We start from the raw sequence: 13,168 nt of genomic DNA on the forward strand, positions 1-13,168 counted from the left end.
CCTTAAGGCTGGATGGCTTTCAGTATGAGTGAAAATATTTGCTATAATGAAAGAAGGTCTAATATTTTATTTATTATAATCTGACTGACAACTCATTTGAGGGTTTTTAGTCAGAATGGGCTGTATAAATATATTGATTATGTGTGAATTGTATATATTAAAAATATCTGTGATTACAATTAATTAACAATGTTTGATGTAGGTGTTTTTTGACTCGCCAGACATAAAATAAAAAATTTCCTTTTATTAATATCTTGCATGGAGGCGGAGAGTTTAAAGAGATAAATTGTCGGGAAAGGGGATGGATGTCTTCCAGTTTTATATAACAGGCACAGGCAATCATAGCTGACTTCGATTCTCCGACGCTATTCTATTCCTCGGTTATGCCGAAAGTTGGCACCTTTTCTTAAAAGGTGCACATTAGCAACTGTCTGCGCCAATGATATAAGACGGTAATTCACCATTTGGATTGTCCACTCCACCCAACATGTTGTTTCCTTAAGGTTCCACACCAGAAAGGCCATCAACATGCTGAGCAGAGAGGACTTTTACATTGATTGCCTGCCACGGGCCTGCCGTCCACGCAGGATCAGAACAATGACAATTCAAGCGATTACAGAGTCTCTTTCTACAGCTAGGTTCTCAACATACCAACTACCTATCTTGGGCGGGGCTTCGCCAGAGCAATGCCTTGGAATCTATCTTTGGAATAAGCAACTTGCCAGTGCTTTTCTACCAGCACTTCAAATCATTGAAATTTCGCTTCGTAACTGGCTTTTTATGGCCAGATTTTGGCAGTAAAAGGTTATTCGCCTGCATGATCCGGTAAATGTTTGGGGTTAACCGGCCAGTTCTCTTCCTTCAGCACGCGATTGAGGTGCGCAGTCACGCGACGATAGCCGTTTGTTGCCCGTTCGCTGCATATCTGGCGGATAAGCGGTAACAGTCGGGCGTCATCGTCTTTGCTGTAGCGGGCTGACCGGTGCTGGCGTTTGTCCTGCAACCGGTCATACAGATTCGAACGCGATACACAGAGCACTTCTGCTATTCGGATGAGGGGATATCGTCCGGTGGCAGCAATGGCATGCGCGATATCAACTTTTTTGCCTGGGCTATCTCAAGCGCGTCGCGAAGGATTTCGGCTTCCATCGTTTTGCGTCCCAGCATCTGCTCAAGCTGTTTGACTTTTTTCTCCAGCGCTTTGAGCTCGGAGACGCTGACTACCTCATCGCCTGCGGCGATCGCAGACTTCCCACCATCGTTCATGAGCCGTTTCCACTTAAAAAGAAGACTGGGTGTGATGCCATATTGCCGGGCAACAAGTGAGACGGTGTAGCCGGGCTGCATGGCGAGCGCAACAAAACGGGCTTTCTCTTCGGGAGTATAACGGCGGCGCTTTTGCTCGCCAGTGATCACTTCGATTCTTTGCACAGGACACTCCTTAAACATAGCTCTATGACTATGTCTTACTGGTGAAGTGTCCGGTTTAAACGTGGGCTATTACAACTCTCTCATCATGAGCCATTATGGCGTAATTGGTTGCTGGTTTCCCGCCGCGCAGATCCGGTTTCCGGCTGTTCCGGATCCGCGGATCCTTCGCTGCCGCCCGCTGGTCCGCTTTCACAGGATGTGGTGTCCCGCTCCGCTGACATGACACTGTATGTTGTGTTTCTTCCCGTGTTCCCGAGCCAGTCATCAGCGGCAGAAAAGATCGCTTCGCTTATTCACTGATCCTGATTCACTTCCGGAAAGTTGTAAATACGCAGTAAATCGGATCATCTGAAAACCACTGTTCGATAATTTAATAGAGTGGTTATATGCCTGATTATTATTTCAATATGTGAAATTCATTTTTGTGAAAGTCACTTTCTCAACAGAGTAGCACTCATCTGGCGATGATTGAGGTGTGGTAAAATTGCACGGCTAACTATTCAACTGAGGAAATGACATGTTTACTGCATTCAATGAGAGAAATGATTTCAGTTATGCTTTTGAAAAAATTCGCAATGCGATTTCCGCGCCAGGAGAAAATAATGTTTATGCTGCCACAGAATTAGGTCTTGGCATTCTGCTCCGTAAATACGAGCAGTTTCGCCGGGAGCTGGATGTGGCCGGTGAGCTGGGAAACTGGGAATACGATCTCGATACCTACAATCACTGTATTGCGGTGCTGCAACGTTACTTCACTGGCAATCCATCCGGACTGACAGTACGTGACGCCCGGATTTACAGTCAGTACCTGCAGACTGAGCACAAAGGGTTTGTGAAGCTGGCTGAAGAACTGGCGGCTGACCGCTGAATACATACAGTAGGCGGGATTTCCGGATAAGGTACCGAACCGGGGCTGTTAAAAGATTCTGGAGTTGAAATGAAAAAGGGAAAAACGTTAGAACCGGGGCTGCTGGCCAGCGACAGCGACTGGCACAATAATGCCTGCCTGAATTACATGCCGGATCATGGTACAGCTTACACCGAAGGTTACAGGCGAGCTGCTGATATTCTGATTAACCACATTGATGAATCCGGGCGGGACCAGGATTTTCTGGTTTATCCGGTGTTGTTTCTCTACCGACATCACTTGGAGCTCCTTATCAAACAAATTATCGGACTGGCCCTTGCACTGGCAGAAGACCCGGATAAACACCAGTACAAAAAAGATGACCATAACCTGAATAATCTATGGCCGCTGGCACAAAAGCTGATCCTGGAAGTTGATGACAGCTACCGGCCTTCCGATTTTAAAATCGTCAAAGAGGTGGTTAAAGCTCTTCACCAAGCGGATGAACGGGCGACAGATTTCCGATATGCCAGGAGAAATGACGGCACCCGGAGCCTTGAAGGAATTCATTACGTCAACACCCGCCGCTTTGGGGAAAAAATGGGAGAGGCTTCCGATTTACTTGACGGGGTCGACAATGGCCTCCGGTACCTGCTGGACTGTAAAGCCGAATGGAATCAAATTCTGGACAGCTTCTGACAGCCAGAAACGGCGCGAAAAATCCATCAGACTTACCTGAACAACTAATGATACTGAGATACCGATCATGACTGGCCTCATACCTTCAGCTACTTCTCAGGGCCCAATGGCCGCCCTGCCAGTGACCATCGACTATCCCGCAGCACTGGCCTTGCGGCAGATGGCGCTCGTTCAGGACGAACTACCGAAATACCTGCTGGCGCCGGAAGTGAGCGCCCTGCTCCACTATGTGCCCGATCTGCACCGTAAGATGCTGCTGGCCACCCTCTGGAATACGGGCGCCCGCATTAACGAGGCGCTGGCGCTTACTCGAGGGGATTTTTTGCTGGCACCGCCATATCCGTTCGTACAGCTGGCCACGCTGAAGCAACGTGCCGAGAAGGCTGCCAGAACAGCAGGACGTCTGCCCGCCGGCAGTCAGGCCCATCGTCTGGTTCCGCTATCAGACAGCCAGTACGTGAACCAGTTGGAAATGATGGTGGCCACGCTGAAGATTCCGCTCGAGCGACGTAATAAGCGTACCGGCAGAACCGAAAAGGCGCGTATCTGGGAGGTCACTGACCGGACGGTACGGACCTGGCTGAATGAAGCAGTGGAGAATGCGGCCGCTGACGGGGTGTCATTCTCTGTGCCGGTTACCCCACATACTTTCCGCCATTCCTACGCGATGCATATGCTGTATGCTGGTATTCCGCTGAAGGTGCTGCAGAGCCTGATGGGGCACAAGTCGATTAGTTCGACAGAGGTGTACACGAAGGTGTTTGCGCTCGATGTGGCAGCAAGGCACAGGGTGCAGTTTTCGATGCCTGAGTCCGATGCTGTCACAATGCTGAAAAACAGACACGCATAAGTCACAAATCATAATTATGAATTGTGATTTATTCTATAAAAGAAGAGACCACTGCAATATGTGATCTCTTGTATGCAAGGGTGCTTAAACAGTGTGAATTCACAAGTGTGATTTCATAAGTAATAACTTCTTGATTATTACGTTAGTGTTTTTAAGTATTGCTCAAGGGCTACTCTGACGATGGCACTTACATTTTTTGGATCTTTACCATTGCGTTTATTCCTCAATGCCAGATCTTCTATTGTGACAAGCATGCTTTCACCAAGAGAGATTGTCGTCCGACATTGTTTTTCTGGTTCGGGTTTTTCCGGCGCGCCGTATGGTTTATCCGCAAGGCGCTGAGCCAGAGCCTCTGCTTGTTCTACCGTAACTGCAGCTCTGTTTAATGCTTGCTGGCTGGGTTTCTTCACCATGGGCCAAATACCTCATTCATTAAATGTTCAATTTCTGCTCTGGCTGCTGTATTGTTCGTTTCTACTACACCGGTGCCGTTGCTCATGCAATCGCGATAGACTTTTCTGAAACAAATAACTGAATCCAGGACTTGAATTGTTGGGAATTCTTCAAGATATTCAAGGAATTCTTTTCTCTCATTTCCCCTCAAAACTGGATTGGTTGTTGCCATACTTTGTAAACAATAAACCTTAAGTTCCGGGTTAAGGTTACGCATTGCGTCTATCTGTTGTTCTAGTTCTGTAAGAGTATCCAGATCTGGTTGAGAACACTGTAGTGGCGCAATTATTTGATGTGCGACAACTCCACTCGTTATGAATTCCTTTGAGTTTCTTCCTGCGACATCCACTATTACATCATCGAACTTTTCATTCAGAGCCTGTAGTGTTTGTGTCAGGTTATCAAATTTCTCAACAAGGGTTATTGCTGGTAACAGTCCTGCAGCTTCTCGTTCCGCATGATGTTTTGCGGCTGTTCGTTGTAGATCTCCGTTTAACAGGCAGACTTCCCTTCCTTTATTTGCGAGAGCAATAGCCAGGTTTGATGCAATGGTAGTTTTCCCTGAACCACCTTTGTTCCCACCAACTACAGTAATCATTGCAACCTCATAAATGTGATGTGTGAAGTATGATGATATTTTGACACGGTAACCTGATGTGTCAACATGCATTCATATTTATGAAGTATGAAATATGAAGTGTGTCATATGATGTAATAAATATTACTTGTGTTTTGTGATTTCATAACTATGATAGTGCTCAAATTGAGTATTACCTTGCAACCAGAAACAGTGATTTACTCAGATTGAGTATTTAAGGGGCTATAGATGAACGTATACTGCGATGATGGTTCAACAACAATCAAGTTGGCATGGAATGACAATGGGAAAATCTGTAAGTCGTTGTCGCAAAACTCATTTCGTCATGGATGGAAGGTTGACGGGTTAGGGATTCGCCAGACATTTAACTATGAACTGGATGGTAAAAAATACACGTATGATGAAGTTAGCAACCAATCTATTCTTACGACTCATATTGAGTATCAATATACGGATGTTAACCTGTTAGCTGTGCATCACGCTTTACTGAATAGTGGATTAGCGCCTCAGCCTGTATCATTGACTGTGACTTTGCCTATCAGTGAGTTCTACACGAAAGAGTGTCAAAAAAATGAACTCAACATTCAGCGTAAAATTGAGAATTTAATGAGGCCGATTCGTCTTAATAAAGGCGATGTTTTCACCATTGAACACGTTGATGTGATGCCTGAATCATTGCCAGCTGTGTTTTCTCGTCTGGTCATGGATAAAGTTGGTCAGTTCGAAAAATCGCTGGTAGTTGATATTGGCGGCACTACGCTTGATGTTGGTGTTATCGTTGGTCAATTTGACTCTGTAAGTGCCATTCATGGTAATTCTGGCATTGGTGTGTCTTCAGTTACGAAAGCTGCAATGAGTGCATTGCGCATGGCATCCAGTGATACCAGTTTCCTCGTTGCAGATGAATTGATTAAACGTCGTAATGACCCGGACTTTGTTCGGCAGGTTATAAATGACGAAACAAAAACTGATCTGGTCCTTAATACCATTGAGGGGGCTATTGCCAGTCTGGGGGAGCAAGTAGTCAATGAGCTCGGTGATTTTCATCATGTGAATCGTGTTTATGTTGTCGGTGGTGGGGCCCCGTTGATCTATGATTCGATAAAAACGGCATGGCACCATCTTGGGCAAAAAGTAGTGATGATGGAGTCGCCACAGACAGCACTGGTTGAAGCTATCGCGGCTTTCAAAGAGGAGTAATATTGTGGACGATGAACGGAAAAGGAAAAAATTCACACTTTATCTGCATCCGGAAAAAGCTGCAGACTTTCAAACTTTGGAAGCGATAGAGTCCGTTCCGCGTTCTGAGCGTGGTGAGCTGTTCCGGAATGCATTTATTTCTGGAATGGCGTTACACCAACTTGATCCTCGCCTGCCTGTATTGCTGACTGCCATTTTGAGCGAGGAGTTTTCAGCAGATCAGGTTGTAACCTTACTCAGTCAGACGACAGGATGGAAGCCTTCTCAGGCCGATATCAGAGCTGTGTTGACTGAACTCGGTGCTTTGCAATCTGCTGAAAAAATGCCTCCTTCTGCTACTGATTCGGTGCAGGAAGCAATGAATGATGTGCGCCTTAAAATGCAAAAATTATTCTGATATATCAGAATGAAGCAATGGGGATCTCAGTCCATTGTGTTGTATACGAAGGCGAGAGCATTTCCCGTTTCATTTGCCATTCAGGGGCGGTTCCTCGCCCCGCAAACCACACTTTCCCTTTTCCAGACTGGTTCAGTTCATCGAGTGTTTTCATTAACTTTTCGCTGTTTTTACGGGGCTGGATCTCATCAAATAATCCCGGCTGCGCTATACCCGATGGTGTGAAATCAGCCAGCATGACTCCTGCCTTCATATAGCGGTACCCTTCACGCCAGACATGGTTTAACGCTCTGCATGCTGCGGCAATAATGTCCCGGCTGTCCTGTGTGGGTAATGGAAGCTTTTCCACAGCGGCATTGCTGTAACAGGGTTCTTTTACTGCAAAGGGGGATGTCCGTACAAATGTCGTCACCTGCCGGCAATACTGACGCTCCCCACGTAGTTTCTCTGCGGCCCGCTCTGCATACTGAACAACAGCCTGGTGCATGGCATCTTTGTCTGTGATTCGTTCACCAAAACTGCGACTACAGACAATCTGCTGTTTTGCCGGTGGTGCTTCTTCCAGGGATATGCAGGACTCGCCGTTGAGTTCGCGTACCGTACGCTCAAGAATGACGCTGAAGTTTTTCCGGATGAATGCCGTGTTAGCCTGCGCCAGCTGCAGTGCTGTGTTAATACCCAGCGCATTCAGCTTTTCCGTCAGTCTGCGTCCTACTCCCCAGACCTCACCAACTGGCTGCAGCCCCAGTAGCTTCAAGATCCGATTACGGTTTTCTGCCGTCAGCGCGACCACACCGGAAAACTGTGGCCATTGCTTTGTTGCCCACTGTGCACTTTTAGCCAGCGTTTTTGTAGGCGCAATGCCCACCCCCATGGTGAGTCCTGTCCAGCTCTTTACCTGTTCCCTGAGCTGATGACCAAAAACCTCCGGAGAGATGCAATGATTTATCCCCCGCAAATCAATGAACATTTCATCAATTGAGTAGGGCTCAACTGCGGGAGAAAGCGACTCCAGAACAGCCATAACCCGTTGGCTCATGCTGTGGTACAGCGCATAATTGCTGGAAAATACATGTATTTTCTTCTCCAGGCGCATCTGTCTCACCTGAAACCAGGGCTGCCCCATTCTAATGCCAAGGGCTTTTGCCTCCGGGCTGCGCGCGATCACACAGCCATCGTTATTGCTGAGTACGATGACCGGTTCGTTGCGAAGGTCCGGGCGGAAAACTTTTTCACATGAGGCGTAGAAACTGTTGATATCAGCCAGTGCAAACATCAGCGTAACTCCCGCGTCCTGTGTATCACGTGAGTGACAACACCAAAAATACAGATGTTTTCCGGATACAGTGTGCGGAACTCCGGGCTGTCTGAAACCGGCTCCAGTGCCGGGCGTGGGCGCAACAGCAGTCGTTTGACGGTGAACTCACCGTCGATCTCAGCGATAACGATGTCCCCGTGTTGTGGTTTTTCGGCCCTGTCCACTACCAGCAGATCACCATTCTGCACGCCAGCCTGGTTCATCGATTCACCGCTGGCGCGCAGAAAGAAGGTGGCTGCAGGTCTGCTGATGCAATAGCTGTTCAGATCCAGTTCCTGCTCAGCATAATCAGTGGCAGGCGAAGGAAAACCGGCCTGGCAACGATCGGCAAACAACGGTCGCACGTAACTGTCATCGCCTGAAGGGTCAGCCGGACGGTGATAAACGGTACTCATGCTGCAGGCAGCCAGCTGTCGTCCTGCCAGATTTCTTCCAGCAGAGACAGGATACGTTCTTTATCCTTGTCGTTGCGGGCTCCTGTGACAGATACAGACGGGGCGCTGCCCTGGTCTATACGCAGCCAGATTTCCGGGTAGTGTGGTTTCAGACGTTGTTCGATTTCATTCTGTAGCGCCTGAAGTGTGCCTGATTTGAGGTTTTTTGTGCTCTGGCGGTCGAAAAGAATTTCAATGCGGATCATGTTCTCATCTCCCTTTTCTTTTGCTGTATGCATATACAGTATTCTAATAACTGAATCCACACACAGTCAAATGTCATTGTTGTGACTAAAAAACGCTCAATTCTCTGAGAGTGTGGCTGTATGCCTGCTGTGGACTGCTGTGTCCAGCTTATCCACAGCATTTTGCGCACGGTTCTGTGAATAAAATACCTGGTTACCCAGGCCGTGCCGGCACGTTAACCGGGCTGCATCCGATGCAAGTGTGTCGCTGTCGCCGGCCTCCTCACCCGGTCACGTTTCGTCGTTCCTCCTCCACGCGCTGCGGCTTCGGGGCCGCACCTGCATTCGTATGCGGTCGCCCGGTTACAGGTGCGGCACGGCCTGATGGAGGCCGCATGTGAGAGGAGAATTCCCATGCCAAACTGGTGCTCGAATCGTATGTATTTTTCTGGTGAACCGGCACAGATCGCTGAGATTAAACGACTGGCCAGCGGTGCAGTCACACCGCTTTATCGCCGCGCCACAAATGAAGGTATTCAGCTGTTTCTGGCCGGAAGTGCCGGACTTCTGCAGATCACTGAAAATATCCGCTCTGAGCAGTGCCCCGGAGTGACGGCTGCCGGACGTGGTGCTGTATCGACGGAAAATATCGCGTTCACCCGCTGGCTGACACACCTGCAGAACGGTGTACTGCTGGATGAGCAAAACTGCCTGATGCTGCATGAACTCTGGCTGCAGAGCGGTATTGGCCGGCGTCGCTGGAAAGGATTACCGGATGATGTCAGGGAAACCATCACTGTGCATTTCACCGCAAAAAGAGGTGACTGGTGTGACATCTGGGGTAGCGAGGATGTATCGGTGTGGTGGAACCGTCTGTGTGACAACGTAGTGCCGGAAAAAACCATGCCGTTTGACCTGCTGACGGTTCTGCCGACCCGCCTGGATGTTGAAGTGAACGGCTTTAACGGTGGTGTTCTGAACGGTGTTCCTTCTGCATATCACTGGTATACAGAACGGTATGGCGTGAAGTGGCCTTGTGGGTATGACCTGAATATCAGTAGTCAGGGAGACAACTTCATTCAGGTTGATTTCGACACGCCGTGGTGTCAGCCGGAAAGCGACGTTATTGCAGAATTAAGCCGCCGTTTCAGCTGCACGCTGGAGCACTGGTATGCCGAACAGGGCTGTGATTTCTGTGGCTGGCAGTTGTATGAGCGCGGAGAGCTCGTTGATGTGCTGTGGGGGGAACTGGAATGGTCTTCCCCGACAGATGACGATGAGCTGCCGGAAGTCACCGGACCTGCGTGGATAGTCGACAATGTGGCGCATTATGGCGGATGAAGTATGACGGAGACGGGCGGGAAACCGCCCGTTTCTTTTCCGACAAAGGATGTCGCCGTGCTCCTCTTTTTACTGCGCCGGCTGACGCGGCGCGGCATAAACGCTGCCTGTGGTCAGTGTCCCGCGTCCGGCGGGCACGGGACGGGCGCTTTTACCGCTCCCGGCTGGCGTCGGTGACAGTGTACGCCAGCCCGTCGCCCTTTTCTGATGAACGCCCTTCAAGCCGCTTTCGCGGCATAACCTTGCCGTCAGAAAGACGACGGCTGCGGTATTCCACGGTCGGCCTGACCCGTTACCGGACGCGGTGAACAGCCCACAGGCAGCGGGGAACGGGCACCACAGGGGTGCCCTCCCGGTGCCCTCTGTAAGAGAAGGAGTTTGGTATGTCCCGTTTTGTCCTCGGTAACTGCATCGATGTTATGGCCCGTATCCCTGATAACGCCATTGATTTCATCCTCACCGACCCGCCGTACCTCGTCGGTTTTCGTGACCGTCAGGGGCGTACCATTGCCGGCGATAAAACCGATGAATGGCTGCAACCGGCCTGTAATGATATGTACCGCGTACTCAAAAAAGACGCGTTAATGGTGAGCTTCTATGGCTGGAATCGCGTCGATCGTTTTATGTCTGCCTGGAAAAATGCGGGATTCAGCGTTGTTGGTCACCTGGTCTTCACCAAAAACTACACATCGAAGGCCGCATATGTGGGCTATCGCCACGAATGCGCCTACATCCTGGCAAAAGGCCGTCCACGTCTGCCACAAAACCCGCTGCCGGACGTGCTGGGCTGGAAATATTCAGGCAATCGTCATCACCCGACGGAAAAGCCCGTTACCAGCCTGCAACCGCTGATTGAGAGCTTCACACACCCGAACGCAATTGTGCTGGACCCGTTTGCAGGCAGCGGCTCAACCTGCGTGGCCGCCCTCCAGTCCGGACGCCGGTATATCGGTATCGAGCTGCTTGAGCAGTATCACCGTGCCGGGCAGCAACGCCTTGCCGCCGTACAACGGGCCATGCAGCAGGGGGCCGCGAATGATGACTGGTTTATGCCGGAGGCTGCGTAAATGAACTATGCCGGACACGAAAAACTTCGCGCCGAAGTGGCGGAGGTGGCCAATGCCATGTGCGACCTGCGTACAACCATGAATGAGATGGAGCAGCGGTACAGCTTTAATGCCGACACCCTGCCGGAACGTCTGGTGCGTCAGACGCTGTTTCGCGCAAACCGCCTCCTGATGGAGGCATATACCGAAATTCTGGAACTGGATGCGTGCTTTAAAGATTGAGAAGGAGACGAGAATGTACGGAACATGCGAAACGCTGTGCCGGGAGCTGGCAGTAAAGTATCCGGGAGACATGCCGCTGATGCTGGTTATCTGGTCCCCGGAAGAGATTCAGGCCCTCGCTGACGGAATGGATATTTCCCTGTCCGATCATGAAATCAGAACCGTCCTGGCACGCCTGGAGGACATCCCGGAAGACCAGCGGACTGAATCCGGTATTTCTTCCGGCGTGGCGATGGAGATCATCAATAACGTGAGCGAAAACCGCCAGGTGACCGTCCCTGCTGAACTGCTGGCGTCCCTGATTCAGACCGCTGAACAGGCATTGTGGAAACGTGAATGGGCCGCCCGGGATCATGGCCTCGCCGTCCCGGAATGCGTCACCCGCCGTCAGGCGGTGATTAATCAGGCCCGCACCCTGCTGAAAAACAACACACACGAAAACGACTGATGTTATCGCCGCCTCCGGGCGGCGATACAGGGAGTTCATGAATTATGAATGAAACGCTGAATGCACTGATTTATCGCCACGCCAGCAACCTGTTGCTGGCGCAGGGCTGGCCGGAAGAAACGGATGTTGACCAGCGTAACCCGAAGTATCCGGGCTGGATCAGCATTTACGTGCGGCTGGATGCGCCCCGGCTGGCGACGTTACTTATCAACCGTCACGGCGGCGTACTGCCGCCGCTCCTGGCCTCCGCCATTCAGAGACTGACCGGAACCGGGGCGGAACTGGTACTGTCCGGCAGTCAGTGGCAGTCGCTGCCGGTACTTCCGGCAGACGGAACGCAGGTGTCTTTCCCGTATGCCGGAGAATGGCTGACCGAAGACGAAATCAGGGCTGTTCTTGATGCGGTGCACGATGCGGTACGAAGCATCTGTTACCAGGTGGCAGAAGATGCGCGGCGTATCCGTGCGGCACTGACCACCACCGGTCAGACGTTGCTGACCCGCCAGACGCGCCGCTTTCGCCTGGTCGTGAAGGAAAGCGATCACCCCTGCTGGCTCGATGAAGATGACGAAAACCTGCCCGTGGTGCTCGATGCCATCGTGAACCGGGGAGCACGTTTTTCGTCGGTGGAAATGTACCTGGTCAGCGATTGTATTGAGCATATCCTGTCCAGTGGGCTGGCCTGCGATGTGCTGCGTATACCCGATGAACCGCCCCGCCGCTGGTTTGACCGTGGTGTTCTGCGGGAGGTGGTCCGGGAAGCCCGGACCGAAATCCGCAGCATGGCGGATGCCCTGGCAAAAATCCGGAAATGATGACACTGGCGGGGTAAATCCCCGCCTTTTTCCTGCCGGTCCCCGGACAGAGCACAAAGGAAGTCGCCGCCGGCTCCGCTTTACCCGGCCATGCAGGGCATGGCCTTGTGGTTTTTCAGTTATGTGGCCTCAGCGTCGGGTGCGGGCTGTGCCGTGCCTCCATCTTAGCCGGGCTGGCGTTGATGCAAGGGTACGCTTCGCCGCTGCGGTCACCCGGTCCCTCCTTCCCGTCTGCCGTGATTTTCCGGTCGTTCACCCGCTCAGATTTCGCGGTCTCACCCTCCAACTCCCGTCAGCCGTGTGCGTCAGGCTGCGGCTTCCCTTGCGCCCCTGCATCCCCGCCTGTTCGCCCGGCTTTTATGGAGGCACGGCACCGCCCGGTGTCGCGGAATATGTGAACAACGGAGGAAAACATCATGCAATATGCGAAACCTGTCACTCTGAATGTTGAAGAGTGCGACCGTCTGTTTTTTCTGCCTTACCTGTTTGGCCAGGATTTTCTGTATGTCGAAGCGTCTGTGTGCGCGCTGGCGAAAAAAATGATGCCGGAATATGAAGGCGGATTCTGGCACTTCATCCGCCTGCCGGACGGTGGCGGTTACATGATGCCGGATGGCGACCGTTTTCATCTGGTTAACGGTGAAAACTGGTTTGACCGTACCGTGAGTGCTGATGCCGCAGGAATCATTCTCACTTCCCTTGTGATTAACCGCCAGTTGTGGCTGTACCACGACAGCGGGGATGCAGGACTGACTCACCTGTACAGGATGCGCGATGCGCAGTTGTGGAGCCACATCGAATTTCACCCCGAATGTAACGCGATTTACGCGGCGCTGGACTGATTAACGGACGGGGCGGCAATG

At 51.1% G+C, this 13,168-nt stretch carries 18 protein-coding genes and 1 pseudogene; 13 read left to right on the plus strand and 6 right to left on the minus strand.

What is annotated here, in order from left to right:
- Positions 1–597: 597 nt before the first annotated feature.
- Positions 598–801: an Abi family protein gene (locus HEN21_RS19295; protein WP_089640910.1), complete on the plus strand. Its 204-nt coding sequence runs from the start codon at positions 598–600 to the stop codon at positions 799–801.
- Here HEN21_RS19295 and HEN21_RS23125 read toward each other — a convergent pair.
- Positions 790–1,431: pseudogene (locus HEN21_RS23125) on the minus strand (transposase); the annotation flags it as partial. The gene HEN21_RS19295 and the pseudogene HEN21_RS23125 overlap by 12 nt on opposite strands.
- Positions 1,432–1,948: 517 nt before the next feature.
- Here HEN21_RS23125 and HEN21_RS19310 point away from each other — a divergent pair.
- The 3 genes from HEN21_RS19310 (at position 1,949) to HEN21_RS19320 (ending at position 3,827) form a co-directional block, all read left to right on the plus strand.
- Positions 1,949–2,299 carry a hypothetical protein gene (locus tag HEN21_RS19310; protein ID WP_089559522.1) on the plus strand — a complete coding sequence of 117 codons (351 nt, stop codon included), beginning with the start codon at positions 1,949–1,951 and terminating at the stop codon, positions 2,297–2,299.
- 69 nt (positions 2,300–2,368) lie between these two features.
- Positions 2,369–2,977, plus strand: a complete 609-nt coding sequence (locus tag HEN21_RS19315; RefSeq protein ID WP_000715519.1) for a hypothetical protein — start codon at positions 2,369–2,371, stop codon at positions 2,975–2,977.
- 67 nt (positions 2,978–3,044) lie between these two features.
- Positions 3,045–3,827 carry a site-specific integrase gene (locus tag HEN21_RS19320; protein WP_089559521.1) on the plus strand — a complete coding sequence of 261 codons (783 nt, stop codon included), beginning with the start codon at positions 3,045–3,047 and terminating at the stop codon, positions 3,825–3,827.
- 137 nt (positions 3,828–3,964) lie between these two features.
- Here HEN21_RS19320 and HEN21_RS19325 read toward each other — a convergent pair whose 3' ends face one another.
- Positions 3,965–4,240: a hypothetical protein gene (locus HEN21_RS19325; protein WP_000239529.1), complete on the minus strand. Its 276-nt coding sequence runs from the start codon at positions 4,238–4,240 to the stop codon at positions 3,965–3,967.
- Entirely contained in the window at positions 4,234–4,878 is a 645-nt protein-coding gene (locus HEN21_RS19330) for a division plane positioning ATPase MipZ (protein ID WP_000633913.1), read from the minus strand. Before HEN21_RS19330 ends, HEN21_RS19325 begins: the two co-directional genes overlap by 7 nt.
- 228 nt (positions 4,879–5,106) lie before the next feature.
- Between HEN21_RS19330 and parM the strand changes: the two genes are divergently transcribed.
- Both parM and HEN21_RS19340 read left to right on the plus strand, forming a co-directional pair.
- Positions 5,107–6,078 carry a plasmid segregation protein ParM domain-containing protein gene (gene parM, locus HEN21_RS19335; RefSeq protein ID WP_001103690.1) on the plus strand — a complete coding sequence of 324 codons (972 nt, stop codon included), beginning with the start codon at positions 5,107–5,109 and terminating at the stop codon, positions 6,076–6,078.
- A gap of 4 nt (positions 6,079–6,082) precedes the next feature.
- Positions 6,083–6,475 carry a plasmid partitioning/stability family protein gene (locus HEN21_RS19340; RefSeq protein WP_000340829.1) on the plus strand — a complete coding sequence of 131 codons (393 nt, stop codon included), beginning with the start codon at positions 6,083–6,085 and terminating at the stop codon, positions 6,473–6,475.
- A gap of 4 nt (positions 6,476–6,479) precedes the next feature.
- On the opposite strand, the gene HEN21_RS19345 is transcribed toward HEN21_RS19340, so the two are convergent.
- The 3 genes from HEN21_RS19345 to HEN21_RS19355 are packed head-to-tail and all read right to left on the minus strand — an operon-like array spanning position 6,480 to position 8,433.
- Entirely contained in the window at positions 6,480–7,751 is a 1,272-nt protein-coding gene (locus HEN21_RS19345; RefSeq protein WP_052971087.1) for a Y-family DNA polymerase, read from the minus strand.
- Positions 7,751–8,188 carry a translesion error-prone DNA polymerase V autoproteolytic subunit gene (gene umuD / locus HEN21_RS19350; protein WP_000109071.1) on the minus strand — a complete coding sequence of 146 codons (438 nt, stop codon included), beginning with the start codon at positions 8,186–8,188 and terminating at the stop codon, positions 7,751–7,753. The genes HEN21_RS19345 and umuD overlap by 1 nt, the downstream gene beginning before the upstream one ends.
- Positions 8,185–8,433, minus strand: a complete 249-nt coding sequence (locus HEN21_RS19355; protein ID WP_000618110.1) for a DinI-like family protein — start codon at positions 8,431–8,433, stop codon at positions 8,185–8,187. The genes umuD and HEN21_RS19355 overlap by 4 nt, the downstream gene beginning before the upstream one ends.
- 417 nt (positions 8,434–8,850) lie before the next feature.
- Between HEN21_RS19355 and HEN21_RS19360 the strand changes: the two genes are divergently transcribed.
- From HEN21_RS19360 to HEN21_RS19390, 7 genes are all read left to right on the plus strand, one after another.
- The gene (locus HEN21_RS19360; protein WP_123006979.1) at positions 8,851–9,753 is read left to right on the plus strand and encodes a DUF1281 domain-containing protein; all 903 of its coding nucleotides are present in this window, start codon (positions 8,851–8,853) and stop codon (positions 9,751–9,753) included.
- Positions 9,750–10,061, plus strand: coding sequence for a hypothetical protein (locus tag HEN21_RS19365; RefSeq protein ID WP_014640311.1), 312 nt, complete (start codon positions 9,750–9,752; stop codon positions 10,059–10,061). The genes HEN21_RS19360 and HEN21_RS19365 overlap by 4 nt, the downstream gene beginning before the upstream one ends.
- A gap of 75 nt (positions 10,062–10,136) precedes the next feature.
- Positions 10,137–10,820 (plus strand): DNA methylase, encoded by a 684-nt coding sequence (locus HEN21_RS19370; RefSeq protein WP_016230900.1) that lies wholly within the window; start codon positions 10,137–10,139, stop codon positions 10,818–10,820.
- The gene (locus HEN21_RS19375) at positions 10,821–11,042 is read left to right on the plus strand and encodes a hypothetical protein (protein WP_001104879.1); all 222 of its coding nucleotides are present in this window, start codon (positions 10,821–10,823) and stop codon (positions 11,040–11,042) included.
- 13 nt (positions 11,043–11,055) lie between these two features.
- Complete coding sequence (locus tag HEN21_RS19380; protein WP_052974647.1) at positions 11,056–11,490, plus strand: DUF1380 family protein; 435 nt, start codon at positions 11,056–11,058, stop codon at positions 11,488–11,490.
- 44 nt (positions 11,491–11,534) lie between these two features.
- Complete coding sequence (locus HEN21_RS19385; RefSeq protein ID WP_176251485.1) at positions 11,535–12,305, plus strand: hypothetical protein; 771 nt, start codon at positions 11,535–11,537, stop codon at positions 12,303–12,305.
- Positions 12,306–12,721: 416 nt separating this feature from the next.
- Positions 12,722–13,147: an antirestriction protein gene (locus tag HEN21_RS19390; RefSeq protein ID WP_001198880.1), complete on the plus strand. Its 426-nt coding sequence runs from the start codon at positions 12,722–12,724 to the stop codon at positions 13,145–13,147.
- The last annotated feature ends 21 nt before the right edge of the window (positions 13,148–13,168 follow it).

The organism is Escherichia sp. 93.1518, assembly GCF_013368915.2.
Taxonomy (GTDB): Bacteria; Pseudomonadota; Gammaproteobacteria; order Enterobacterales; family Enterobacteriaceae; genus Escherichia; species Escherichia ruysiae.

What these genes read in the sequence shown, in the direction of transcription:
- HEN21_RS19295 (WP_089640910.1), top strand. Translation starts at nt 598, where the DNA reads ATGACAATTCAAGCGATTACAGAGTCTCTTTCTACAGCTAGGTTCTCA.
- HEN21_RS19310 (WP_089559522.1), top strand. Translation starts at nt 1,949, where the DNA reads ATGTTTACTGCATTCAATGAGAGAAATGATTTCAGTTATGCTTTTGAA.
- HEN21_RS19315 (WP_000715519.1), top strand. Translation starts at nt 2,369, where the DNA reads ATGAAAAAGGGAAAAACGTTAGAACCGGGGCTGCTGGCCAGCGACAGC.
- HEN21_RS19320 (WP_089559521.1), top strand. Translation starts at nt 3,045, where the DNA reads ATGACTGGCCTCATACCTTCAGCTACTTCTCAGGGCCCAATGGCCGCC.
- HEN21_RS19325 (WP_000239529.1), bottom strand. Translation starts at nt 4,240, where the DNA reads ATGGTGAAGAAACCCAGCCAGCAAGCATTAAACAGAGCTGCAGTTACG.
- HEN21_RS19330 (WP_000633913.1), bottom strand. Translation starts at nt 4,878, where the DNA reads ATGATTACTGTAGTTGGTGGGAACAAAGGTGGTTCAGGGAAAACTACC.
- parM (WP_001103690.1), top strand. Translation starts at nt 5,107, where the DNA reads ATGAACGTATACTGCGATGATGGTTCAACAACAATCAAGTTGGCATGG.
- HEN21_RS19345 (WP_052971087.1), bottom strand. Translation starts at nt 7,751, where the DNA reads ATGTTTGCACTGGCTGATATCAACAGTTTCTACGCCTCATGTGAAAAA.
- umuD (WP_000109071.1), bottom strand. Translation starts at nt 8,188, where the DNA reads ATGAGTACCGTTTATCACCGTCCGGCTGACCCTTCAGGCGATGACAGT.
- HEN21_RS19355 (WP_000618110.1), bottom strand. Translation starts at nt 8,433, where the DNA reads ATGATCCGCATTGAAATTCTTTTCGACCGCCAGAGCACAAAAAACCTC.
- HEN21_RS19360 (WP_123006979.1), top strand. Translation starts at nt 8,851, where the DNA reads ATGTATTTTTCTGGTGAACCGGCACAGATCGCTGAGATTAAACGACTG.
- HEN21_RS19365 (WP_014640311.1), top strand. Translation starts at nt 9,750, where the DNA reads ATGAAGTATGACGGAGACGGGCGGGAAACCGCCCGTTTCTTTTCCGAC.
- HEN21_RS19370 (WP_016230900.1), top strand. Translation starts at nt 10,137, where the DNA reads ATGTCCCGTTTTGTCCTCGGTAACTGCATCGATGTTATGGCCCGTATC.
- HEN21_RS19375 (WP_001104879.1), top strand. Translation starts at nt 10,821, where the DNA reads ATGAACTATGCCGGACACGAAAAACTTCGCGCCGAAGTGGCGGAGGTG.
- HEN21_RS19380 (WP_052974647.1), top strand. Translation starts at nt 11,056, where the DNA reads ATGTACGGAACATGCGAAACGCTGTGCCGGGAGCTGGCAGTAAAGTAT.
- HEN21_RS19385 (WP_176251485.1), top strand. Translation starts at nt 11,535, where the DNA reads ATGAATGAAACGCTGAATGCACTGATTTATCGCCACGCCAGCAACCTG.
- HEN21_RS19390 (WP_001198880.1), top strand. Translation starts at nt 12,722, where the DNA reads ATGCAATATGCGAAACCTGTCACTCTGAATGTTGAAGAGTGCGACCGT.